The sequence below is a fragment of the Nocardia sp. NPDC003345 genome, assembly GCF_053589395.1.
Genome location: NZ_JBSFRU010000024.1, coordinates 13,590 through 35,094, shown reverse-complemented (window position 1 = coordinate 35,094; position 21,505 = coordinate 13,590). Strand labels below are relative to the sequence as shown.

The window sequence follows — 21,505 nt, the reverse complement described above, 5'->3', positions numbered from 1 at the left end:
GCAGGACTACATCGAAAAGCACGGGATTCTCGTCAATCCCCTGGTGGAGGAAGGGAGATCGTGTTCTTGCCCGGGTTCTTGTCCGGCACCTTGAGGAACATCAGCGGCGGGGTCATCCCGGACTCCCGCCCGACAGTGGCGTAGAAATCGCCGGCGCCGGGATCGACCGGATCGGCGGGGTGGTCGAGCAGCTTCGAGTAGAAATCCGCGAGCGCTGCCGGGTTCGCACAATCGTAGGTGGTGGCGGCGATGGTCGGTGCCATGAAAGGTTTCCTGTCCTCGAAGGAGTGGGGGTCCGCGTATCTTCGCCGGACCCACCGACAAGTCGAGCTCAGACCAGTACGAACGAGAGCAGCATCGGCGTCAGCAGCGCGCCGCGCCACCAGGAATAACCCAGCCAGACGCCGGGTGTGACCTCGCGGATCTCATCGTAGACCTGCGGCGTGACGGCGGGCGCGTAATCCAGCACCCAGGTGGTCTCACCGTCGATACGGGAGGGGCCGCGGAATACGTTCGCGGGCCAGCCCTCGATCCCCGCACCGGTCACCCGGTTCATCAGCCGGCCGCCGTCCGGGCCGGTGTAGAAGGTCTTTCCGATCCACAACCCCGGGGCGATCGAATCGACCACCGAGGTCGACGTGACCCAGCCGTTCTTCACCCCGGTGGGAACCGCTCCCGCTTCGGCGCCGGAGTAGATCGCCTCGGACTGGGCGGCGCCGCACCGGAAACGCAGGGAGTCGACCGTGCGGGCGGAATCGGCCGGATCGATCACGCAGCCGCCGCCGTAGTCGGCGACCGCGGCGGCGGGGGCAGCGTCGGCGGCCGGGGCCGGCCCGGCGTGGGCCGTGGCCGCGGGCAGGACGGTGAGGGCGACGATCAGCGCGGTGGGCAGATACGCCTTGAACACGGTGTCTCCAGGAAGGGCTCGGTGAAGCGGGGACCAAAATGACCGATAGGTCCGGAATTCTAGGTGGGTGTGGGGCGGCGCTTTCCGGAACGTCGGCCGTCTAGGCTGAAATGTGATCCCGTCCCCCAGGAAGGAATGCCGTGCAGCCCGAAGGTCAGTTCGATATGCAGCAGTTGCTCCAGCAGGCACAGCAGATGCAGGAACAGGTGATGGCCGCGCAGGCCGAGATCGCCGCCGCCGAAGTGCAAGGGCAGGCCGGCAACGGCCTCGTCCGGGTCACCATCAAGGCGACCGGCGAGGTGCTGGCGCTGACCATCGATCCCAAGGCCGTCGATCCCGAGGACGTCGAGACCCTGCAGGATCTGGTGATCGGCGCGGTCAACGACGCGATGGCCAACGCCCAGGAACTGGCCGCGGAGCGGCTCGGCCCGCTGGCCGGTGGCGGCGCGGCCGGCCTGCCCGGTTTCTGACCGCACCGGGGTCACGCGGTGTACGAGGGTCCGGTTCAGGATCTCATCGACGAACTGGGCAAACTGCCCGGGATAGGGCCCAAGAGCGCCCAGCGGATCGCCTTCCACCTGCTACAGGTGGAGCCGCCGGAACTCGACCGGTTACAGGCGGTACTACAGAAGATCCGCGAGGGTGTCCGCTTCTGCGCCCAGTGCGGCACGGTGGCCGACGGCGAACTGTGCCGGATCTGTGCCGACCCGCGCCGCGATCGAAGCATGATCTGCGTGGTCGAGGAACCCAAGGATGTGCCCGCGATCGAGCGCACACGGGAGTTCCGGGGCAGGTATCACGTACTCGGTGGCGCCCTGGACCCGCTGAGCGGGGTGGGGCCGGAACAGTTGCGTATCCGGGAACTACTGACCCGGATCGGTAATCAGGACGACGGCGTGGACGTCACCGAGGTGATCATCGCGACCGATCCGAATACCGAGGGCGAGGCGACCGCCACCTATCTGGTGCGGATGCTGCGTGATTTTCCCGGTCTCACGGTGACCCGGCTCGCCTCGGGCCTGCCCATGGGCGGTGACCTCGAATTCGCCGACGAACTGACCCTGGGCCGGGCCTTCTCGGGCCGGCGCGCGCTGTAGCCGCTATCCGGTCACAGATCCAGGCGCTGCCACGGCGCCCGGTGCATCCGGGTGCCGTCCTCGCGCGTCCAGTCCCAGATCAGCTCGGCGACCGCGTCCGGCCCGGTCATCTCGGCCGCGAAATGCCGGTCGGGTCCGCCGTCGCGGTATTCGACGGTGTAGTCGTCGGCGGAGCGGCGGTAGGTCTGGATATACCGTTGCGGAGCCCGCTCCACGATCAGATACGGGTTCGGGTCCGCCAGTTCGCGCACCCACCTGCGGGCCAGCGCCTCGGTCAGATACGGGAACTCACCGGCCCCGCCGTGGGTCACGGTCACCGGGATATGCCCGGCGGGGTCCATCAACCAGGTCAGCTGGGGGTCGTAGACCGCGTAGTCGCGTGGTGTGGCGAGCCGGAACAGCAGGTCGCGGGCGAATCCGATGGCGTCGTAGGGGCTGGGCACCTGCAGCACCGATCCGGTCGGATTACCGCCCAGCGGCGAGACGCTCAGGAACGTGTCGGATTCCGGTAGCTCGGAGTTACGCGCGTTCAGGGCCTCGGCCAGAGCCGCGACCTCGGCGGTTTCCGGCTGCCCCCGCTGGCCGGCGAGGTACGCGTCGACCTCCTCGGGCGTCGACGCGACCCCGGAGGGCAGCAGGACGTGGTCGTAACTCATCAGGCGCGCAGGCGTTCGCGGCGCAACTGGTCCACCTCGGGCAGCTCCAGCGCGGGCAGCGAGTCCACACCGAGCGCGCGGCACAGCAGATGGTCGGCCAGTTCGGGGTTACGGGCCAGGGCGGGGCCGTGCATATACGTGCCCAGCACCGAACCCTGCACCACACCTTCCAGTCCGTCGCCCACCCCGTTGCCGACGCCGCGGGTCACCCTGGCCAGGCCGGTGGCGTCCGCGCCCAGGCTGGTGCCGCCGCGATGATTCTCGAAGCCGGTGAGCGGCGCGGACAGCCCGGCGAGCAGGGGGTTCGTCGTCACCTCGCCGATGGCGCGGGTCTGCTGCGGGGAGGTGGTGGCGTCCAGCAGGCCCACCCCCTCCACGCGTTCACCGCTGGAGGTCTCGTACCACCGGCCGAGGACCTGGATGGCCGCGCAGATCGCCAGCACGGGGGCGCCGCGCCCGGCCGCGGTCTGCAGGCCCGGGAACCGCAGCAGATGGCGGGTGGCCAACCGCTGGGCCGAATCCTCGGCGCCGCCGAGGGTGTAGATATCCAGCGAGTCCGGCACCGGATCGGGCAGCGTGATCTCCACGATCTCGGCGTCGATATCGCGCAGCCGCAGCCGCTGCCGCAGCACCAGCGCGTTACCGCCGTCGCCGTAGGTGCCCATCACATCGGGCAGGACCAGCCCGATGCGGACCGTCGATTCACTCATTTCGCCCGCTCCTGGAGGTCACGGTTCAGATCGCGGAACGCGGTGTAGTTGGCCAGTACCTCGACCCGGCCCGCCGGGCAGGACGCGATGGCCCGCAGCGGGTCGGCGACCGTGGTGTGCTCCACCCCGGCGTAGGTCAGGCGTACCGCCAGATCGGTGGCGCGCTCACCGGCGGCCACCACGTGGACGTCCTCGAAATGCTCGAAGCGGACATCCCACAGCCAGGACAGATCCTCGCCGTCGGGCACCTGCCCGTTCACCGCGATCACCAGCCCCGCCGCGCTGTGGTCGATCATCGACAGCGCTTCCTGCCAGCCGGCCGGGTTCTTGGCCAGCAGCAGCCGGGCGGCATGCTCGCCGACCTGCACCGTGCGGTACCGGCCCGCGATCTCCTGGACGGTGCCGGTCGCGGCGCAGGCCTGTTCCACCTCCGCGCCCATGGCGACCGCGGCGGCCACCGCCTGTGCGGCGTTGCCGCGGTTCGCCCGGCCGGGCAGTGCGAGCCGCAGCGGGATCCGGACCCCGTCGGGACCGCAGAGTTTGTCGCCGTCGAGCCACCAATCCGGTTGCGGCCGGGAGAAATCGGCGCCGGTGCTGTACCAGTGCGTGCCCTCCCACAGAATGGGCTCGCCGCTGCGCGGACAACTGGTGGCGTCCATGGCCCAGCCGCTGCCCGCCGCGACCCACACCACATTCGGATGGTCGTAGGCGATGGAGGTGACCAGGACGTCGTCACAGTTGGCGATGACCACGGTGTCGGGGTGCCGGGCCAGGCCCGAGCGCAGCCGGCGCTCGATCATATTGATCTCGCCGACCCGGTCGAGCTGGTCCCGGCTCAGGTTCAGCAGAACCACCGCTTCGGGCCGCAGCGCGTCGGTGACATGCGGCAGATGCAGTTCGTCGACCTCGATGGCCGCCAGCGGCGCCGTCCGGTGCACATTGAGCGCCGAGACGATACCGGCGTCCATATTCGCGCCGTCGGCCTGCGTCGCGACCGCACCGAGGGTGCTCAACGCGGCGGTGGTCATCCGGGTGGTGGTCGACTTGCCGTTGGTGCCGGTGATCAGCACGCTGCGCCGCCCGCGGCCCAGCTGCGTCATGATCCCGGGATCCACTTTCAGCGCGAGCAGCCCGCCGATCATCGACCCGTTCCCGCGGCCCGCCTTCCGGGAGGCCCACGCCGCCGCGCCGGCCACCCCGAGGGCTATCCGCCCTCGCACCGATATCTCTGCCACGCCGGGCAGTCTAATGAGCCGTCGCATCGGCCCACACTCGGCGCGGCCGAGCACGCGACCCGAAGCCGGACAGCGGGTGGCTGTATCCGGCGGTGCCGGCTACACAGCCGGGGACGGATCGGTGCCCGGGGCGGAACCACCGTTCGGAGTCCGAATGTGCCTCTCGATTTCCCGGCCCATTTCGCTACGTCGTTCATAGGCTGTATCCAGGTGCGGATCCGCATTGCGTTCGGCGCCGGTCATATCTTTGTAGACCTCGATTCGGTGATCGATCCAGCGTCGCTGTTCGATCAACTGTTCGCGCGCCGTCTCCCGTTCGGCCGGGCTGCCTTCGCGGGCGATGGTCTCATTGTCGAATACCCGCCATGACGTGCCGGCTTCGTCGAGAGCGCTGCGGAGCTCCGGTGCCGGCTCCCCGGGCAGCAGCACGTGATCGATATCGCGCACGCTCACCCCGCCGTGGACCTGTGCTTCCACGAAGTCCGAGGACGCGAACCAGGTCGATTCGTATTGCCGGTCCACAGTCAGAAGCGGGAGTTCCGATGGGTACAGGCCCCCGGGCTCGGCACGCGATCCGAGCGGTGGTTGCAGGGCGTTGTACGACTCGGGTTGCGGGTTCAGGATATGCGAGGGAAAGGTCGATTCTCGATAATTCCAGCTGTCACCCACGGTGAACGTGGTCCGTTGCGCGATCTCGGGTTTGAGGACCACCTGTACCTCGCCGTAGGCGCTGAGCATATCCGGGCTACCGATTCCCAATGCCCACTTGGAATCTTCCAGTCGCTCCCACCAGCCGAGGCCGTTGGGCCCGGTTGCCGCCACCCGCTCGCCGTTCACCATCACGTATCCGTATACCGGGCGTAAATGATCGGGCAGATTGTCGGCGTCGTAGCCGAACCAGGTCCGCTCCAGTTGAGCGCGCCCCGCGTCCTTGGTGCCACCGGCCGAGTTGCCGGTTTCGAATCGAGTCTTGAAGCGCCCGTCGTGCAGAACAGCGGTCAGAACCTCGGGCCTCACCCGTATCGCTATGCGTTTGCCGGTGACAAGTGTTCGGAGATCAGCGGTGATCTCGGCGCGGAACCGCGTGGGGTCGATTCCACGGGCCGCCGCGATTTCGTCCAGTCTGCGGTTGATGGCTGTCAGATGCCTGAGGGTTTCCAGTTCGTGCGGCGCGAGTTCGGAGGTGTCACGACTCAGCTCATGCCAGTAGACGGCCCGGCCGGTCCCACGGGGGATCGATCCCTGGCGTTCCAGCAACTGGAGGGCGCGATCGCTGGGGCTCGGAAATTGCCTGAACTGATCTGCCGGCAGGAGATTGCGGGTCCAGATCCGGTCGAGGCCGTCGATGGTTCCCGACCCGCTTCTCATGTTGTTGGACAACACTCCGGTGCGATGCCGGTAGGCGACTGCCTCATGCGTGAAGATCGCCGCGAGATCACCCGAAACGCGCCGGTGGATATCTGCCAGTGCTCTGGCGATCACGAACGCATTGCCCTCTGCGAGAAGCCCCGGTGGTGGTCGGCGACCCGAGTCCTACCGTGACTCGGGTGCCCGGACTGTAGCCGAAACGCCGGTGCCCCGGACCCCGTCGTCGTTCTCCATTGTGGGAAACACCGTCAGAGCGCGATATCGAAGGCGTTGGGGCGTCCGGCGGCGTAGGCGTCGGCGTCGGCGCGGCGGAACGGTTCCAGTTCCGGGGCGCGCCAGAGGGTGAAGGTCCGGCAGCGGGGGGCGTCGGAACCGGTGACGTCGAGTAGCGCGTTCACCGCGGTGCGGGCCGATTCGTTGGCGCCCTCCATGGTGGCGAGGTCGATACCGGTGCGGACGTAATCGCCCGCCAGGTACAGGTTCTCGACCCCGCCGTGCGCCTCCGGCCGCAACTCCCACGAGCCCGCGGTGTTGATCAGCAGCGGGTCGGCGTTGGCGTTCTCGCCGCGTTCGGCGTTCCAGCTGATACCGGGGTCCAGGAACCAGGAGTGCAGATCGGCGTCGCGCAGTATTTCCGCCCGATCGTTGAGATGCGCGCGGATCTGCGCCCAGGTCTCCTTGGCGATCTCCTCGTGCGTGCATTCCTTGGCGGTCTTGCCGAACAGGATGCCGGGGGTGTTCCAGTCGGAGATGTCCACCGACAGGCAGTCCTGGACCGTGCCGTCGCCGTACTGGTCCAGCTTCCGCGCCCACAGGGTGTTCTGCGCGATCGAGGTGAGCGACCAGGGTGAGTCGATATAGGCCGCGTGACCGGCGCCCAGATCGGGCCGGCTGCGCAGATAGAACTGGATACCGCTCATCCAGTCGGTGACCAGCCGGCTCATCGCGGCCAGCTGCGGCCAGGCCGCGAGGATATCGGCGTTCCAGAGGTCGCGGGCCCGTTCGGCCGGGAGCGCGACGACGAAATGGTCGGCGTCGACGGTTTCCTGTGTCCCGTCGGTCACGATCCGGGCCCCGGTGATCCGGCGGTCGCGCACCTGGAGCCCGCGGACCTCGGCGCCGAGTTCGAACCGCACCCCCAGTTCGGTCAGCCGTGCGATCCAGGGGTCGATCCACGCGGTGTTCGTCGGCCCGTTGAGCACGCGGTCCAGGTCCCCGTCGTTGCCGATCTGCATCGGGTTGCCGAGGAACTGCTCACCCATCGAGCCGATGGTCCGCACGCTGGCCAGTTCGTCCTTCGCCGCCACCAGCAGACTGGTGAGCGTCCGCGACACCAGCGCGCGGAACTCGTGCGAACGCGCGTGCGCGCCCACGAAATCCGACCACGACGTGTGTTCCCACTGGCCGAGGCGGCGGGCATCACAACTGGTGTTGAAGACCAGCAGCCGGTTCGCGAAGAACAGGCCCTCCTCGGCGGGCATCTTGAGCGTGGTGGAGATCACCGAGGCGAGGCTTTCCCGCATCCCTGCCGGGGTGGCGGCGTCCATCCGGCCGAACCCCAGTGGTGCGCGGATATCGTCGGCATCGGCCCGGGCGAACCGGGCGTCGGGGACGCCCACCAGATTGTCCCAGACGCCGTTGGCGTTCCCGCCGAACGGGATTCGCCGCATCGTATCGGGTATGTGCTGGTAAAAGCCCGGGAAGAAGCGGAACCCGTGTTCACCGGGCAGGTCCGGCCGGCCGTCGGCGGCGGTCCCCGGCACCGGCATACTGCGGGCCTTGCCGCCGAGGGCGCGGCGCTCGTAGACGGTGACCCGGAATCCGCGTTCGGCGAGTTCGTGGGCGGCGGTCAGCCCGGCGACGCCGCCGCCGAGCACGGCCACCCGGGCGCCCGGGGCCGCCCGGCCGGCGGCCGCCGGTAGCGTCCCGGCGGCCATCGCCCCGATACCCGCCGCCGCGCCGGCGCGTAGCACCGTGCGCCGCGACAGGTCCCGGCCCCCGATGACGCCTGCCGATCGATCCGATACCCCTGCGGCGCCCGGCGCGGGCCACCGATATTCAGTCATGTCGTCTACTGCCTATACCCGGTTAGCTGTGGCGAACGGGCCATACTCTAACGGGGCGTGCGTGGTCCGGCCCACCGGCCGAGCGAATTACCGGCCGATTCAGCGCACGGCGACCCTTGCGGGCTCCGGGGTGCGCACCGGCCCGGCAGGGGCCGGCGGCCGTGCGATGGTCACTGCTTCCGGGAGATCTACGCGAGCCGGTGCCGGGCCGGCGATCGCGGCGGCCGGCCCCGGACCGGGGACCGCCGCTGCCGCCGGTGACTCCTCATGAGCCGGCTCCGTGCCCGTCTCCCGCGCGGGTTCCGTATCGGTGGCGGGCGCCCGGCGGGCCGTCGCGGTGGCGGCGAACGCACCGACGATGACCACCGCACCCCCGGCCAGGCTCGCCGGGGACGGCGTCTCGTCGAGGAAGAGCCACGCGGCGGTGAAGCCGACGACCGGGACCAGCAGCGACAGCGGTGCGACGCTTCCCGCCGGGTACCGGCTCATCAGGTACGTCCACACCCCGGATCCGACCACCGTTCCGAGTACGACGATGTAGGCCAGGGCGGCCAGCGCGGGCCAGCCGTCGGCGGTGAAGGTATCGGCCAGAGCGCGTATTCCGGTGGCCGGGCCCTCCCACAGTGCCGACAGCGCGAACAGCGGCAGCACCGGCACCGTGGTGATCCACAGGGTCAGATGCAGGGGGTTGATTCCCGGCGCTTCCACGGTGGCCCGGCGGGCGCCGATGTTGCCGAAGGCCCAGCCGAGCCCGGCGGCCAGTGTGAGCAGGACCGGAAGCAGTGCGGCATGGGCGAACTGGTTCCAGCCGATGATCGCCATGCCCGAGACCGCCACCAGCAGGCCCGCGATCTGCACCGGCCGCAGCCGCTCGCGTAGCAGTACGGCACCCAGGAGCACCGTGAACGGCGCCGACGACTGCAGCACCAGGGAGGCCAGCCCAGTGGGCATGCCCACCCGCATCGCGCTGAACAGGAACGCGAATTGCAGCATGCCGAAACCGGCGCCGTACAGCAGTATCCAGCGCATCCGCACGGCCGGGCGCGGCACGAACAGCACCACCGGAACCGCGATCACCGCGAACCGCAACGCGGCGAAGAAGAACGGCGGCAGATGATCGAGACCCACGCGGATGGCAAGGAAGTTCAGGCCCCACAGCAGGACGACGGTCAAGGCGAGTGCGCGGTCACGGTAGGTCACCCAGTAATCGTGGGATGTATCAATCGGTGAGCACAATCGAATTGTTATGGAGGAATGATTTAGAATCGCTTAATGGTCGGCGCGCATTCCTCACTCTCGGTGGAGCGGTTGCGCATCCTGCGGGAATTCGCCGATCGCGGCACCATCGGCGCGGTCGCCGCGGCCCTGTCGCTCACCCCGTCGGCGGTCTCACAGCAACTCAAGGTCCTGACGCGCGAGGCCGGCGTCACACTGCTCGAACCCAGCGGCCGCCGGGTGCGTCTCACCGACGCGGGCCACGCCCTGGTGGTGCGGGCGGACGAAGTGCTCGCCGCTCTCGATCGCGCGGTGGCCGAGATGGCGCACTATCGTGGCTCGCCCCGCGGGCAGGTGCGGGTGGGCGTGTTCCCCTCCGGCGGCGCGCTGCTGTTACCGCATGTCCTTCCGGCCATGGCCGGAAGCGGGGTGGAGATCGTCGCGGGCGACGAGGACGTGCCGCCGCACGAGACGCCGGCCCTGCTGGCCGACTACGACATCGTGCTGACCCACCGCGACGAACGGGCCGCCCCGGTGTCGGGGCCCCGCGTTGGCTCACGGGTACTCATGCGCGAGCCCATCGATGTCCTGGTGGCCCCCGACCATCCCTTGGCCGGCCGGTCCGAGGTCTCGGCGGCCGAACTGGCCGAAGAGGCCTGGCTGAGTGTGCGCGGCGGGTTCCCGGTCGACGATGTGCTGCGCTCGATCGCCACGGTCACCGGTGTGGAGCCGCGTATCGTCCAGCGCCTCAACGATTTCCGGATGATCGAGACCCTGGTCGCCGCCGGATACGGGGTGGCCTTGATGCCACGCTATGTCGTCACCCACCCGGGCCTGTCCCAGCTACGGCTGGCCGGGGTGCGGGCGGCCCGCCTCTACGACCTGGTGACCCGCCCCCGGGCCGAGCACCGCCCGGCCATCGCCGCGGTGCTGGACTCGTTCGCGGTGGCGGCCCGGCAGGTCACCGCCGAACCGCCGCCCGCGCCCGATCAGTAGCGGTTGCCGTACGGGTAACCGTCCACATTGGCGAAATCGTCGGCGACCATCGCCGCGAGTTCCAGCAGCGCCTGCCGGGTCGGTTTGCTCACCAGCTCCAGATCGATCTCCGCGCCCTCGGCGAGATGATCGTCGAACGGCACCACCTGCACGGCCCTTGTCCGATCCAGGAACAACCGGCGCAGATGGTCCAGGTTCACCGAGGTCGAACCGCGCCGCGACGCGTTGACGACCACCACGGTCTGCTGCACCAGATGCGAATACCCGTGGTAGTCCAGCCAGTCCAGGGTGGCCGAGGCGCTGCGGGCGCCGTCGATGGCGGGAGAGGTCACCAGGACCAGCGAACTCGCCATATCCAGTACCCCGGACATCGCCGAATGCATCAGTCCGGTACCGCAGTCGGTGAGGATGATGTTGTAGAACGACTGCAGGATGCCGATGGCCCGCCGGTAGTCGGCTTCGCTGAACGCCTCCGACACCGCCGGGTCCTGTTCGCTGGCCAGTACTTCCAGCCGGCTCGGCGACTGCGACGTATGCGCCCGGACATCCGAGTAGCGCGTGATGTTCTGGTCTTCCAGCAGGTTACGCACGGTGGATCGGGTCTGCCGCGGCACCCGGTGGGCCAGGGTGCCCAGGTCGGGGTTGGCGTCGATGGCGATCACCCGGTCACCGCGCAGCGAGGCGAAGGTGGCGCCCAGCCCGACGGTGGTGGTGGTTTTGCCGACGCCGCCCTTCAGAGAGAGGATCGCGATCCGGAAATCGCCGTAGACCGGTGCGTTCACCCGGCCGACCAGATCACGGTGCACCACATCGGCGGCCGATTCGCCGGGGTTGATGGCGCCCCGCGAGACCTTGTGGACCGCCTTGCGCCAGCCGCCGCGCGGGGCCTTGCGGGCCCGTTTGAGCAGGTTCAGATCATTGACCGAATTACCGAGCTGGCCGGGTTCGGGCATCTGCCGCGGCTGGAACTGACCCGGCTGACCCGGCTGCGGCCGGCCCTGGTCACCGAACTGCTGACCGAACTGCTGCGGTTGCTGCTGACCCGCGGGTGGTTGCCGGCTCGGATCCGCGCCCCAATTGGGCTGCTGGAACTGGCCGGTCGGCGGGTTGTGGTTGCCCATCGGTGGCGGGGCCTGCTGGAACTGCTGCTGGGGGACCGGGGGCGGGGCCGGCACCGGCGGCGGGGCCCAGCTGTAGATCGGGCCGCCGGGTTCGGCTTCCGGAGCGGGCGCCGGGCCCGGCTCGGGTGCGCCGGCGGGCGGGTATCCGGGCTGCTGGGTATCGGGACCGGGAATCTGGTTGTACGGAGAACTGCCCGCCGATCCCGGCGCGCCCCCGGGAAACTGCCCCGGGGCCGGGTTCCCGGTGTACGGATCCGGTTGCGGGAACTGCCCACTGCCCGATGCGGACTGCGGGTCGGGCCCGGGCATCTGGAACGGATCGACGGGCTGTTCGGGCCGGCCCGGTTCCGGCGCGGGGGCCTGGAACTGGCCCGGCGGGGCGAAACCGCCGCCGTAGGCATTGCCCTGGTCTTGGAACCGGCCGGGATCCGGTTGCGGGAACTGTCCGCCGCCGGGCGGGCCCGCCTGGAACTGGTTCGGGTCGGGCTGTACGAATTGTCCGCTGCCGTGCGGTGCGAACTGGTCGGGCACGGGCGCGGTGAACTGCCCCGGCCCGGCGGGCACGAACTGCTCGGCCGGCGCGCCGTAGGGGACGCCGTTACCGGCGGGCGGCGGGCCGTCCAGGGGTGGCGCGAACCCTTGCTGCGGATCCCAGCCGGCCGCGGCCGGATCACCCGGGCCGGGCGCCCACTGTCCCTCGGGCGCGGGTGAATACAGCCCGCCGGGCGCGGGCGCGAATTGACCGTCGGGGCCGGGAGCCCAGGAGCCACCGGGTGCGGGCGGTGCCTCCGGCCCGGGTGCCCAGGCGCCGGCGGGCCCGGCGGCCGGATGCGCGACCGGTTCGGACCCCCACTGCTCGGCGGCAGCGGAGTCGGGCCGGGCGTTCTCGGCGGCCTCCCACGGCTTCTCGGGTGCGTTCGAATCCGCTGCCGGACCGTCGGAATCGCTGGTACCGGGGTTGTTCGTGCCGCCGTCCGGCGCATCGTCGGCCGCGTCCTTCGCGGCGAGGTCACTCGTGGCGGAATTCTCTCCGTCGGGAAGACCGGCATCGGCCGTCGGATCGGACGCCGCACCGTCGCGCGCGGTCTCGGTGGGCGGCACGGCATCCGGCTCGCTGTCACCGCCGGCGGTATCCACCGGTTGACTCGGGGGCCAGGGCTTGGAAGTCGGGTCGTGTTCGTCAGTAGTCACAGTTCCCCCATCTGCTCGGGATTTTCGAGCAGAGAGCTCGGCGGCTGGAGTCGAGACCAACGCTAGCAGGTGTGGGTGTCGTGCATGGTGGTGGTGAGATGGCGACGGCCGCCGCCCCCGCTCGATGCGGGGACGGCGGCCGTCGGGGCCTGCTCGGCTATTCGGCGGCGGCCCGGTTCACCGCCGAGACGACCGCGCGCAGGGAGGCGGTGGTGATGGAGGTGGCGATGCCGACACCCCAGACGACCCGGTCGCCGATCGCGCATTCCACGTAGGCGGCGGCCTGGGCGTCGTCGCCGGCGGACAGAGCGTGCTCGGAATAGTCGAGCACCTCCACCTGGTAGCCGACCGTCGCGATGGCATCGACGAACGCTGCCAGCGGACCGTTGCCGCTACCGGTGATCTCCTGTTCGACCCCGTCCACCTTGACCACCGCGGTGATCGAATCGGTGCCGCCGTCGGTTTCGGCCGCGGTCACCCGCTGCCGCATCCGCTCCAGCGGCCGGATCGGAGTGAGGTACTCCTCGGCGAAGACATCCCACATGGCCTTGGGCGAGACCTCGCCGCCCTCGCCGTCGGTGACCTGCTGGATGGCCTGTGAGAACTCGATCTGCAGCCGGCGCGGCAGCGCCAGGCCGTGATCGGTTTTCATGATGTAGGCCACACCACCCTTACCGGACTGCGAGTTGACCCGGATCACCGCTTCATAGGTGCGGCCGACATCCTTCGGGTCGATCGGCAGGTACGGGACCTCCCAGGTCATATCGGCGACATCGGTCTCGGCGGCGTCCGCGGCCGCCTTCATCGCGTCCAGACCCTTGTTGATCGCGTCCTGATGGCTACCGGAGAACGCGGTGTAGACCAGATCGCCGCCGTAGGGGTGGCGTTCGTGGACGGGCAACTGGTTGCAGTATTCGACCGTGCGGCGGATCTCGTCGATATCGGAGAAGTTGATCTGCGGGTCCACACCCTGGGAGAACATATTCATGCCCAGGGTCACCAGGCAGACGTTGCCGGTCCGCTCGCCGTTGCCGAACAGGCAGCCCTCGATACGGTCGGCGCCGGCCTGATAGCCCAGCTCCGCCGCGGCGACCGCGGTACCGCGGTCGTTGTGCGGGTGCAGCGACAGCACGATGGAGTCACGCCGGGCCAGGTTGCGGTGCATCCACTCGATCGAATCGGCGTACACGTTGGGCGTCGCCATCTCGACGGTGGCCGGCAGGTTGATGATCAGCGGCTTGTCCGGGGTCGGCGCGATGATCTCGGAGACCGCGTCGCAGACCTCCTTGGCGTATTCCAGCTCGGTGCCGGTGTACGACTCGGGGCTGTATTCGTAGCGCCAGTTGGTATCGGGGTAGCGCTTCTCGGTCTCCAGACACAACCGCGCGGCGTCGGTGGCGATCTTGCGCACGGCCTCGCGGTCGGCGCGGAAGACCACCCGGCGCTGCAGGATGGAGGTCGAGTTGTAGAAGTGCACGATCACGTTGGCGGCGCCCGCGCAGGCCTGGAAGGTGCGTTCGATCAGTTCGGGGCGGCACTGGGTCAGCACCTGGATGCTGACGTCGTCGGGGATGGCGCCGTCCTCGATGATCTCGCGGACGAAGTCGTAGTCGGTCTGGCTGGCCGAGGGGAAACCGACCTCGATCTCCTTGTAACCCATCCGCACCAGCAGGTCGAACATGCGGCGTTTACGGGCCGGGCTCATCGGGTCGATCAGGGCCTGGTTGCCGTCGCGCAGGTCGACCGCGCACCAGGCCGGGGCCCGGTCGATGACCTTGCCGGGCCAGGTGCGGTCGGGCAGCACGACCGGCTCCACCTCTTCGGCGAAGGGCCGGTACCGGAAGACCGGGAGGGAGGAATTCTTCTGCTTGTTCCACGCGGGCTGGTCGGCGGGCGCGGGCTTGGCAGGCGCGGTGATGGTGCGCGTGCCGGATACGAAGGCGTCAGCGGGTGACATTGATTTCTCCGTGAGTGAGATTGTTTTCCCGAATTGGGTCGACCGGCGCGGCGGAACCCCGCGACGGGAGCCGGTCCGATCAGAGCCCGTCGCGGCGGCTGAGAAGAAGTGCCCGCTGCATGACCCGGCCGAGTCTACCCCGTCTGTCCACGGCCCTGACAAGGGCGTCCGGAGAGTCGATGTTTCACTATCGGCGGATCCGCGCCGCCGGATGGGCCGGGTCGCGCCCCTGTCCGCGCCGGTCGTTCGACGGGCCCGTCGCCGGGCTCCGGACACCGACCGTTAGCGTCGCCGGGGTGCGGACCAGCGGGCGTGGGTCCGGGGAGGTCGAGGAGCGAGAATGACGTGGCTGGAAATGGTGGCCGTGTTCGCCGCGGGTATCGCCGCGGGCGGTATCAACGCCGTCGTCGGCTCCGGCACCCTCATCACTTTCCCCGTCCTGCTCGCGGTGGGACTGCCGCCGGTCACCGCCAATGTCTCCAATACCGTCGGCCTGGTGCCGGGCTCGCTCAGCGGCGTGATCGGCTACCGGCGCGAGCTGGCCGGACAGCGGGCCCGGCTGCTGCGCTACAGCGCGGCGTCGCTGCTGGGTGCGGCGCTGGGCGCGGTGCTGCTGCTCACCCTGCCCGAGGGGGCGTTCGCCGCGATCGTCCCGGTACTCATCATCGCCGCGCTGGTGCTCGTGGTGTTGCAGCCGCGGCTCGCGGCGTGGGTCCGGGAGCGGCAGCGCGAATCCGACACCATGCCCGCGCACGGCGGCCCGCTGCTGCTGGCCGCGATCTTCGGGACCGGTATCTACGGCGGCTACTTCGGCGCGGCCCAGGGGGTGCTGCTGCTGGGGTTGCTCGGGGTGTTCGTCCACGAGGATCTACAGCGCCTCAACGCCGTCAAGAATGTGCTCGCGCTGCTGGTCAACGCACTGTCGGCGGCCATCTTCATCATGGTCGCCGAGATCGATTGGCGAGTGGTCGGGTTGATCGCGGCGGGTTCCATCATCGGTGGTCAGCTCGGCGCCCGGGTGGGCCGCCGGCTGCCACCGAACGCGCTGCGCGCGGTGATCGTGGTGGTCGGCGCCATAGCGGTGCTGCGGCTGCTCTTCGGCTAGTGCTCCGAAACCCGCTCGGGGCCACGTTCGTTCGCACCCGCTCACTGTGCAAGTACCGGTGAATCCCGGTACCATCTCTGCGCCGACGGTGTTTTTGAGAGAGGTGTCGGGGTGGATAGGCGTGCCCTTTTCAAGGCCGCGGGGGCGGCTGCTCTTATCGGCGCGATGGGGTCCGCGGTTCCCAAACCCGATCCCGTACTACCCCGGGCGGCGGCGCAACCCTGGCACGATCTGTTCGCCCAGTGGGTGCCGGAGATCTTCGCCAACATCCCGGAAGCACCGGCCCACACCGAGGCCATAGTCATCGGATCCGGCTTCGGCGCGGCGGTGTCGGCGCTGCGCTTGGCGCAGGCCGGTGTGGCGACCACGGTGCTGGAACGGGGTTCGCGCTGGCCCACCGATCCGTGGCGGGAGATCTTCACCGGCGACGACCTTCCCGACGGCCGCGGTTTCTGGCATGCGACCAGTTTCACCGGCGTCAGCAAGGTACCCATGCACTTCGCCGAGTTCGGCGGTGTCCTGGACTGCACCCGCTTCCCGGGTATCGATGTCTGGCGCGGCGCGGCCGTCGGTGGCGGGTCGGTGGTGTTCACCGGCGCGATGATCGCCCCCGAGCGCCGCCTGTTCGACCACGTCTTCGGCGGTGTCGTCGACTACGGCGAACTCGAACGCGTCTACTACCCGCGCGTGCGCGCCATGCTCCGGCTCGACCCGATGCCCGACGATATCTACCACTCGGCGCCCTTCGCGCATTCGCGCGCCTGGGACGATCAGGTCCGCAAGGCCGGCTACCGGGCCGTCCGCAACGATTCCATCTTCAAATGGGACGTCCTGCGCGGCGAGCTGTCCGGCGCCACCCGGCCCTCGGCCACCGTGGGCCGCAGTAACCTCGGCAATTCCAACGGTGCCAAATTCGACCTCAACCAGAATTATCTGAAGGACGCCGAGGGCACGGGAAAGGCCAGGATCTTCCCCGGGCACCGGGTCGACACCATCGCCCAGGAACCGGGCGGGCGGTTCGTGGTGACGGTGACCCGGCTCCACCCGACCGGGATCGCCCTCGGCACCCGCACCCTCACCTGCGACAAACTCTTCCTCGGCGCCGGATCCGTCGGCACCTCCGAATTGCTGGTCCGGGCCCGCGACACCGGTACGCTGCCCGATCTCAACGAGCACATCGGCGACGGCTGGGGCACCAACGGTGATGTGGTACTCGCCCGGGGCGCGAGCGCGGTCGCGGGCAACGGCCAGGGCGTGCCGAGCGCGAGCCGGGTCTTCGACGAGAGCGGCGCGACCCCGCTGACCTTGGAGAACTGGTATATCCCCGGTATCCCGTTCGAAACCGGAGCGCTGGCCTCGCTCGGAATGGTCCTGGACTCCACCCGGGCCCGGTTCGCCTACGACCGCGCCTCCAACGGGGTCGGCCTCACTTGGCCGCAGCGCGCGCAGGACGCCGCCGCCGACGCCGCCCGCGCGGTGGATCGGCGGATCGCGGAACGGGCCGGCGCGCTGGCCGAATACGGGGCGCTGGGTTACGACGCGAACGCGCTGTTCACCGCACATCCGCTCGGCGGCGCGGTGCTCGGGAAGGCCACCGATGAGTACGGACGAGTGCATGGCCACAAGGGTCTGTATGTCATGGACGGGGCGGCGATTCCCGGCAGCACCGCCACGGTCAATCCGTCGCTGACCATCACCGCACTGGCCGAACGCAATATCGAGGCCGTCATCCGCGACGGACGCTGAGCGGTAGGCCGCGCCCCGGGCGCCGGTCCGGGGCGCGCGGTCCGGTGATGTCCCGGTCAGCGGTGCCCGTACCCGTGCACCGGCGTATTTCCCGGGTCGGTGGCCGGGCCCCGGGTGATACTGGAGCGCGTTCGTCCGGCGTCGAAGGGAACCCACGTGCCAGCACGGTCATCCACGGAGCCGGGGCTCCCCGAGGGGTCGGAGCCGGGGCTCCCGGATACGCCCGAACCACGGGATTTCCCCCGGAAACCGCCGGCCCTGTGGACCGATTTCGTCATGCTCGCCCTGGCGGTTGTCTCGGTGGTGCTGGTCTGCTGGATCACCTTCTTCCACGTATCGCCCGAAACCCACCGGCTGATCGCCATCGTGGATGTCACCATCTGCGCGGTCTTCGCCGTGGAGTTCCTGTGGCGCTGGCGCCGGGCCGGCTGGTCGTGGACCTATCCGCTCGTCTACTGGTACGAGATTCTCGGCATGATCCCCGTGACCAGCCCGTTCTTCCGGGCCTTCCGGCTGCTGCGGATCGTGGTGATCCTGGTCCGCCTGGCGCGGGTCGCCGACCGCGTTTTCGGTGACCGCGTCACCGCCGCCGTCATCAACCATTCGGTGGGCACCATCGTGGAGGTCATCAAACGACCGATGACCATCGCGATCATGGAAGAGGTCACCGCGGTTCTGCGCACCGGGCACTACACCCGCAATATCGCGGCGGCGCTCGAGGAGAACCGGGCCGAGATCGACGAGATGATCCTGGAGATGATCAAGAACGATCCGCAGACCGGGCGGGTGCGTTATATCCCCTTCCACGACGACATCATCCGTTTGGTCGCCGATACGGTTTTCCGCATCCTGTTCCAGGTGCTCGCCGACCCGCGCACCGATGAGCTGGTCTCGGACATGATCCGCGAGAACGTGGACCAGATCCGCGAGTCGGTCCGCACCGGGGTACGGGTCGCCCCCTCCGCCTACGGCCCGACCGCGCACCACCTCACCGCCCGCCACCTGACCCGAAAACCCGATAACTGACGGGCCCCACCCTCGAGCGGCGGAGCCGCTCCAAAATCACAGCCCACCCTTCGCGGAGAGCTTGATCCAATATCTATCTCAAACGCGGCCGTAGAGCTCCGGTTCCGGGAACTGCTCGGCGTAGGTGATGAAGTTCTCGACCAGCGCCTCATAGGACTTGCGGACCGTCTTCTTGAACAGGAATCCCGGCATCGGCGCCGGTGTGTACTGCTCTACGTGTAGGAGCACGTCACTGCCTGTTTCGCCGCCCGCGGTGACTTCGAAGAAGCCTCCGCCCCGGGCTCCGCGGGTGCTGTCGGAGACCTCCCAGGACACGCGGTAGTCGGCCCAGTCGAATTCCCAGACCTGCATATCGGGGGTGTTGGTGATGGACACCTGGATGAAGACCCGCCGCGGCCGGCCCTCCGCGTCGCGGGTGGCGACCCGCGCGTCGTCGAGGTCCGGTGACCATTCGGCCAACATCTCGATCGCCAGCAATGCGTCCATGACCCGGGAGGGGTCGGCGTCGACTTCGAAGCGAATATCGGTCTTCGTACGCATTGTGTCCTTTGGCCCCCGGTTATTACGAATCGGCCACGATTGTCTCCCGCTCGGCGCGTGATCGTCAACACTCGGCGGTTGGGGGTAAGGTGTCCGGTTCGCTGGACGACGGCCCGTTTTCATTCGGGTCGTCTCTCGTTTCGGGGCGCGAGAGGGTGCTCGAGCCGGGGGATTCAGAGCGGTTGTTCGACCGTCGCGTCCGGGCCGGGGAAGACCAGGGATTCGTGGCCGTCCGGGAAACGCACCATGTAGGGCGGTGTTCCGCCCGGTCCGCGGACTTCGACGATCTCGCCGAGATGATCACCCTGCCCGACCGTATGCCCGTGCACATGCAACCGGTCTCCGACATTCGCCATCATGCCCCCCATTATTCGGCGGATGTGCCAGGTGTCACAACCCATGCGGTCGGGCTATTTCCGATTGCCGCCGGTCGGATTCCGGCTCGGCCGGTCGATCGCAGGATGAATCCCCGCGGGAGGGTCGATAACCGGTTGACACCACTACGTTTGTAGTACTACATTCAAACCACTTCAGCAGTAGTACAACAAGTTAGGTGGTGTCCATGCGAAAGCTGACCTATTACGTGGGTGTTTCCCTCGACGGCTATATCGCCGGCCCGGGGGGAGAGTTCGATTTCTATCCCTGGACCGACGATATGCCCGAGTGGATCAACGCCCGGTACCCGGAAACCGTCCCGACCCAGATGCGCGAAGCCTTCGGGATTCCGATCGACACTCCCAACCAGCGGTGGGACACCCTCGTCATGGGCCGCGGCACCTATGAGCCGGCCCTGTCGATCGGCATCACCAGCCCGTACTCGCATATGAAGCAGTACGTCGTCTCCACCACCCTCGGCGCGATCGACGAGCCCGGGATGGAACTGGTCCGTTCCGAGCCGGTGGAGCTCGTGCGCCGACTCAAACGCGAGGAGGGGCCCGAGGGCAAGGACATCTGGCTGTGCGGCGGCGGGGCGCTCGCGGGAGCGCTCATCGACGAGATCGACGAGCTGATGATCAAGAGTTACCCGGTCCTGGCCGGATCCGGCGTGCCCATGATCAACGGCGGTTTCCGGCCGACCGCGTTCACGCCGGTACGGCGCAAGGAATTCCGGAACGGCGCACATCTGACCTGGTTCGACCGGGCCTGACCGTCCCGGCCCCGCGCGCCGCGCCCGATCGGGAATATGTGATGTCACACGTCTGTGTGTTATTCCACAGCCAGGGCGGATACTCCCGGGACGGGCGTACCGGCATCGGTACGCTTATGCACTGATCGCCTGTTCGTCGACATTGGAGGACCCCTCGTGGCACTCGTTGTCCAGAAGTACGGAGGATCCTCGGTCGCGTCGGCCGAACGGATCCGGCGCGTCGCGGAACGGATCGTGGAGACGAAGAAGCAGGGCCACGACGTCGTCGTGGTCTGCTCGGCCATGGGTGACACCACCGATGAACTGCTCGACCTGGCCGAGCAGGTCTCGCCGGCCCCGCCGGTCCGGGAGATGGACATGCTGCTCACCGCCGGTGAGCGCATCTCCAACGCGCTGGTCGCCATGGCCATCCATTCCCTCGGCGCCGAAGCACGGTCTTTCACCGGGTCCCAGGCCGGGGTCATCACCACCTCGGCCCACGGTAAGGCCAAGATCATCGATGTGACGCCCAGCCGGCTGCGCGAAGCGCTGGACGAGGGCACCATCGTGCTGGTCGCCGGGTTCCAGGGTGTCAGCCAGGACAGCAAGGATGTCACCACGCTGGGTCGCGGTGGTTCCGATACCACCGCCGTCGCCTTGGCCGCCGCGCTCGAGGCCGACGTCTGCGAGATCTATACCGATGTGGACGGCGTCTTCACCGCCGACCCGCGGATCGTCGCCGACGCGCAGCGCCTCGAGCAGGTCTCCTACGAGGAGATGCTGGAGATGGCGGCCTGCGGGTCCAAAGTGCTCATGCTGCGCTGTGTCGAATACGCGCGCCGCTACAACGTGCCCGTGCATGTGCGCTCGTCCTACACCGATAAGCAGGGCACCTACGTATACGGATCGATGGAGGACATTCCCTTGGAACAAGCAATCCTCACGGGCGTCGCGCACGACCGCAGCGAGGCCAAGGTGACCGTGGTCGGACTACCGGACGTCCCCGGATACGCCGCCAAGGTGTTCCGTGCGGTGGCCGAGCACGAGATCAACATAGATATGGTCCTGCAGAACATCTCGAAGGTGGAGACCGGGAAAACCGATATCACCTTCACCCTGCCCCGCTCCGACGGCCAGCGGGCCGTGGAGATGCTGGCCGGGCACCAGAGCGAGATCGGCTTCTCCCAGGTGCTCTACGACGATCACATCGGCAAGGTGTCGCTGGTCGGCGCCGGTATGAAGAGCCACCCGGGCGTCACCGCGACCTTCTGTGAGGCGCTGGCCGAGGCCGGGATCAATATCGATCTCATCTCCACCTCCGAGATCCGCATCTCGGTGCTGGTCAAGGACACCGAACTCGACGACGCGGTGCAGGTGCTGCACCGGGCATTCGATCTCGGCGGCGACGAGGTCGCCGTCGTCCACGCCGGAACGGGGCGATAA

The 21,505-nt window shown here is 68.6% G+C and carries 20 protein-coding genes; 8 read left to right on the top strand and 12 right to left on the bottom strand.

Features of this window, described 5'->3' with window-relative positions:
• Positions 1 to 32 precede the first annotated feature (32 nt).
• Together ACWDU1_RS05305 and ACWDU1_RS05300 are read right to left on the bottom strand one after the other, a co-directional pair.
• Positions 33 to 263, bottom strand: a complete 231-nt coding sequence (locus tag ACWDU1_RS05305; protein ID WP_449996029.1) for a VOC family protein — start codon at positions 261 to 263, stop codon at positions 33 to 35.
• 68 nt (positions 264 to 331) lie between these two features.
• A complete protein-coding gene (locus tag ACWDU1_RS05300; RefSeq protein ID WP_449996028.1) occupies positions 332 to 907 on the bottom strand; it encodes a hypothetical protein in 576 nt (191 codons plus the stop codon).
• Between the two features lie 140 nt (positions 908 to 1,047).
• On the opposite strand from ACWDU1_RS05300, the gene ACWDU1_RS05295 reads away from it, so the two are divergent.
• Positions 1,048 to 1,377, top strand: a complete 330-nt coding sequence (locus tag ACWDU1_RS05295; protein WP_449996027.1) for a YbaB/EbfC family nucleoid-associated protein — start codon at positions 1,048 to 1,050, stop codon at positions 1,375 to 1,377.
• 18 nt (positions 1,378 to 1,395) lie between these two features.
• Positions 1,396 to 2,004 carry a recombination mediator RecR gene (gene recR / locus ACWDU1_RS05290; protein WP_449996026.1) on the top strand — a complete coding sequence of 203 codons (609 nt, stop codon included), beginning with the start codon at positions 1,396 to 1,398 and terminating at the stop codon, positions 2,002 to 2,004.
• Positions 2,005 to 2,015: 11 nt separating this feature from the next.
• On the opposite strand, the gene ACWDU1_RS05285 is transcribed toward recR, so the two are convergent.
• The 6 genes from ACWDU1_RS05285 to ACWDU1_RS05260 form a co-directional block, all read right to left on the bottom strand.
• A complete protein-coding gene (locus ACWDU1_RS05285; protein ID WP_449996025.1) occupies positions 2,016 to 2,660 on the bottom strand; it encodes a hypothetical protein in 645 nt (214 codons plus the stop codon).
• On the bottom strand, positions 2,660 to 3,370 hold the full coding sequence (locus tag ACWDU1_RS05280; protein WP_449996024.1) for a type 1 glutamine amidotransferase: 711 nt from the start codon (positions 3,368 to 3,370) through the stop codon (positions 2,660 to 2,662). The genes ACWDU1_RS05285 and ACWDU1_RS05280 overlap by 1 nt, the downstream gene beginning before the upstream one ends.
• Positions 3,367 to 4,605: a MurT ligase domain-containing protein gene (locus tag ACWDU1_RS05275; RefSeq protein ID WP_449996023.1), complete on the bottom strand. Its 1,239-nt coding sequence runs from the start codon at positions 4,603 to 4,605 to the stop codon at positions 3,367 to 3,369. The genes ACWDU1_RS05280 and ACWDU1_RS05275 overlap by 4 nt, the downstream gene beginning before the upstream one ends.
• A 99-nt stretch (positions 4,606 to 4,704) precedes the next feature.
• The gene (locus ACWDU1_RS05270) at positions 4,705 to 6,087 is read right to left on the bottom strand and encodes a hypothetical protein (RefSeq protein ID WP_449996022.1); all 1,383 of its coding nucleotides are present in this window, start codon (positions 6,085 to 6,087) and stop codon (positions 4,705 to 4,707) included.
• A gap of 134 nt (positions 6,088 to 6,221) precedes the next feature.
• Positions 6,222 to 7,910: a hydroxysqualene dehydroxylase gene (locus ACWDU1_RS05265; protein WP_449996031.1), complete on the bottom strand. Its 1,689-nt coding sequence runs from the start codon at positions 7,908 to 7,910 to the stop codon at positions 6,222 to 6,224.
• 228 nt (positions 7,911 to 8,138) lie between these two features.
• Complete coding sequence (locus ACWDU1_RS05260) at positions 8,139 to 9,239, bottom strand: EamA family transporter (RefSeq protein WP_449996021.1); 1,101 nt, start codon at positions 9,237 to 9,239, stop codon at positions 8,139 to 8,141.
• A 72-nt stretch (positions 9,240 to 9,311) separates the two neighbouring features.
• Here ACWDU1_RS05260 and ACWDU1_RS05255 point away from each other — a divergent pair, with 72 nt between their 5' ends.
• A complete protein-coding gene (locus ACWDU1_RS05255) occupies positions 9,312 to 10,250 on the top strand; it encodes a LysR family transcriptional regulator (RefSeq protein ID WP_449996020.1) in 939 nt (312 codons plus the stop codon).
• Here ACWDU1_RS05255 and ACWDU1_RS05250 read toward each other — a convergent pair.
• Positions 10,244 to 11,902 (bottom strand): nucleotide-binding protein, encoded by a 1,659-nt coding sequence (locus ACWDU1_RS05250; protein ID WP_449996030.1) that lies wholly within the window; start codon positions 11,900 to 11,902, stop codon positions 10,244 to 10,246. The genes ACWDU1_RS05255 and ACWDU1_RS05250 overlap by 7 nt on opposite strands.
• Before the next feature lie 817 nt (positions 11,903 to 12,719).
• Positions 12,720 to 14,519, bottom strand: coding sequence for a 2-isopropylmalate synthase (gene leuA, locus ACWDU1_RS05245; protein ID WP_449996019.1), 1,800 nt, complete (start codon positions 14,517 to 14,519; stop codon positions 12,720 to 12,722).
• A gap of 340 nt (positions 14,520 to 14,859) precedes the next feature.
• Between leuA and ACWDU1_RS05240 the strand changes: the two genes are divergently transcribed.
• From ACWDU1_RS05240 to ACWDU1_RS05230, 3 genes are all read left to right on the top strand, one after another.
• Positions 14,860 to 15,624: a sulfite exporter TauE/SafE family protein gene (locus tag ACWDU1_RS05240; RefSeq protein ID WP_449996018.1), complete on the top strand. Its 765-nt coding sequence runs from the start codon at positions 14,860 to 14,862 to the stop codon at positions 15,622 to 15,624.
• Positions 15,625 to 15,789: 165 nt separating this feature from the next.
• On the top strand, positions 15,790 to 17,370 hold the full coding sequence (locus tag ACWDU1_RS05235; RefSeq protein WP_449996017.1) for a GMC oxidoreductase: 1,581 nt from the start codon (positions 15,790 to 15,792) through the stop codon (positions 17,368 to 17,370).
• 156 nt (positions 17,371 to 17,526) lie between these two features.
• Positions 17,527 to 18,396, top strand: a complete 870-nt coding sequence (locus tag ACWDU1_RS05230) for an ion transporter (protein WP_449996016.1) — start codon at positions 17,527 to 17,529, stop codon at positions 18,394 to 18,396.
• A gap of 78 nt (positions 18,397 to 18,474) precedes the next feature.
• Here the strand turns inward: ACWDU1_RS05230 and ACWDU1_RS05225 are convergent, their stop codons facing one another.
• Together ACWDU1_RS05225 and ACWDU1_RS05220 are read right to left on the bottom strand one after the other, a co-directional pair.
• Positions 18,475 to 18,936: an SRPBCC family protein gene (locus ACWDU1_RS05225; RefSeq protein WP_449996015.1), complete on the bottom strand. Its 462-nt coding sequence runs from the start codon at positions 18,934 to 18,936 to the stop codon at positions 18,475 to 18,477.
• 173 nt (positions 18,937 to 19,109) lie between these two features.
• Positions 19,110 to 19,295, bottom strand: a complete 186-nt coding sequence (locus ACWDU1_RS05220; protein WP_449996014.1) for a DUF1918 domain-containing protein — start codon at positions 19,293 to 19,295, stop codon at positions 19,110 to 19,112.
• Positions 19,296 to 19,498: 203 nt separating this feature from the next.
• Here ACWDU1_RS05220 and ACWDU1_RS05215 point away from each other — a divergent pair, with 203 nt between their 5' ends.
• Both ACWDU1_RS05215 and ACWDU1_RS05210 read left to right on the top strand, forming a co-directional pair.
• Positions 19,499 to 20,083 (top strand): dihydrofolate reductase family protein, encoded by a 585-nt coding sequence (locus tag ACWDU1_RS05215; protein WP_449996013.1) that lies wholly within the window; start codon positions 19,499 to 19,501, stop codon positions 20,081 to 20,083.
• A 156-nt stretch (positions 20,084 to 20,239) separates the two neighbouring features.
• Complete coding sequence (locus tag ACWDU1_RS05210) at positions 20,240 to 21,505, top strand: aspartate kinase (RefSeq protein WP_449996012.1); 1,266 nt, start codon at positions 20,240 to 20,242, stop codon at positions 21,503 to 21,505.

What these genes read in the sequence shown, in the direction of transcription:
- ACWDU1_RS05285 (WP_449996025.1), bottom strand. Translation starts at nt 2,660, where the DNA reads ATGAGTTACGACCACGTCCTGCTGCCCTCCGGGGTCGCGTCGACGCCC.
- ACWDU1_RS05215 (WP_449996013.1), top strand. Translation starts at nt 19,499, where the DNA reads ATGCGAAAGCTGACCTATTACGTGGGTGTTTCCCTCGACGGCTATATC.
- ACWDU1_RS05240 (WP_449996018.1), top strand. Translation starts at nt 14,860, where the DNA reads ATGACGTGGCTGGAAATGGTGGCCGTGTTCGCCGCGGGTATCGCCGCG.
- ACWDU1_RS05235 (WP_449996017.1), top strand. Translation starts at nt 15,790, where the DNA reads ATGGGGTCCGCGGTTCCCAAACCCGATCCCGTACTACCCCGGGCGGCG.
- ACWDU1_RS05280 (WP_449996024.1), bottom strand. Translation starts at nt 3,370, where the DNA reads ATGAGTGAATCGACGGTCCGCATCGGGCTGGTCCTGCCCGATGTGATG.
- ACWDU1_RS05220 (WP_449996014.1), bottom strand. Translation starts at nt 19,295, where the DNA reads ATGATGGCGAATGTCGGAGACCGGTTGCATGTGCACGGGCATACGGTC.
- leuA (WP_449996019.1), bottom strand. Translation starts at nt 14,519, where the DNA reads ATGTCACCCGCTGACGCCTTCGTATCCGGCACGCGCACCATCACCGCG.
- ACWDU1_RS05225 (WP_449996015.1), bottom strand. Translation starts at nt 18,936, where the DNA reads ATGCGTACGAAGACCGATATTCGCTTCGAAGTCGACGCCGACCCCTCC.
- ACWDU1_RS05305 (WP_449996029.1), bottom strand. Translation starts at nt 263, where the DNA reads ATGGCACCGACCATCGCCGCCACCACCTACGATTGTGCGAACCCGGCA.
- ACWDU1_RS05255 (WP_449996020.1), top strand. Translation starts at nt 9,312, where the DNA reads ATGGTCGGCGCGCATTCCTCACTCTCGGTGGAGCGGTTGCGCATCCTG.
- ACWDU1_RS05265 (WP_449996031.1), bottom strand. Translation starts at nt 7,910, where the DNA reads ATGGCCGCCGGGACGCTACCGGCGGCCGCCGGCCGGGCGGCCCCGGGC.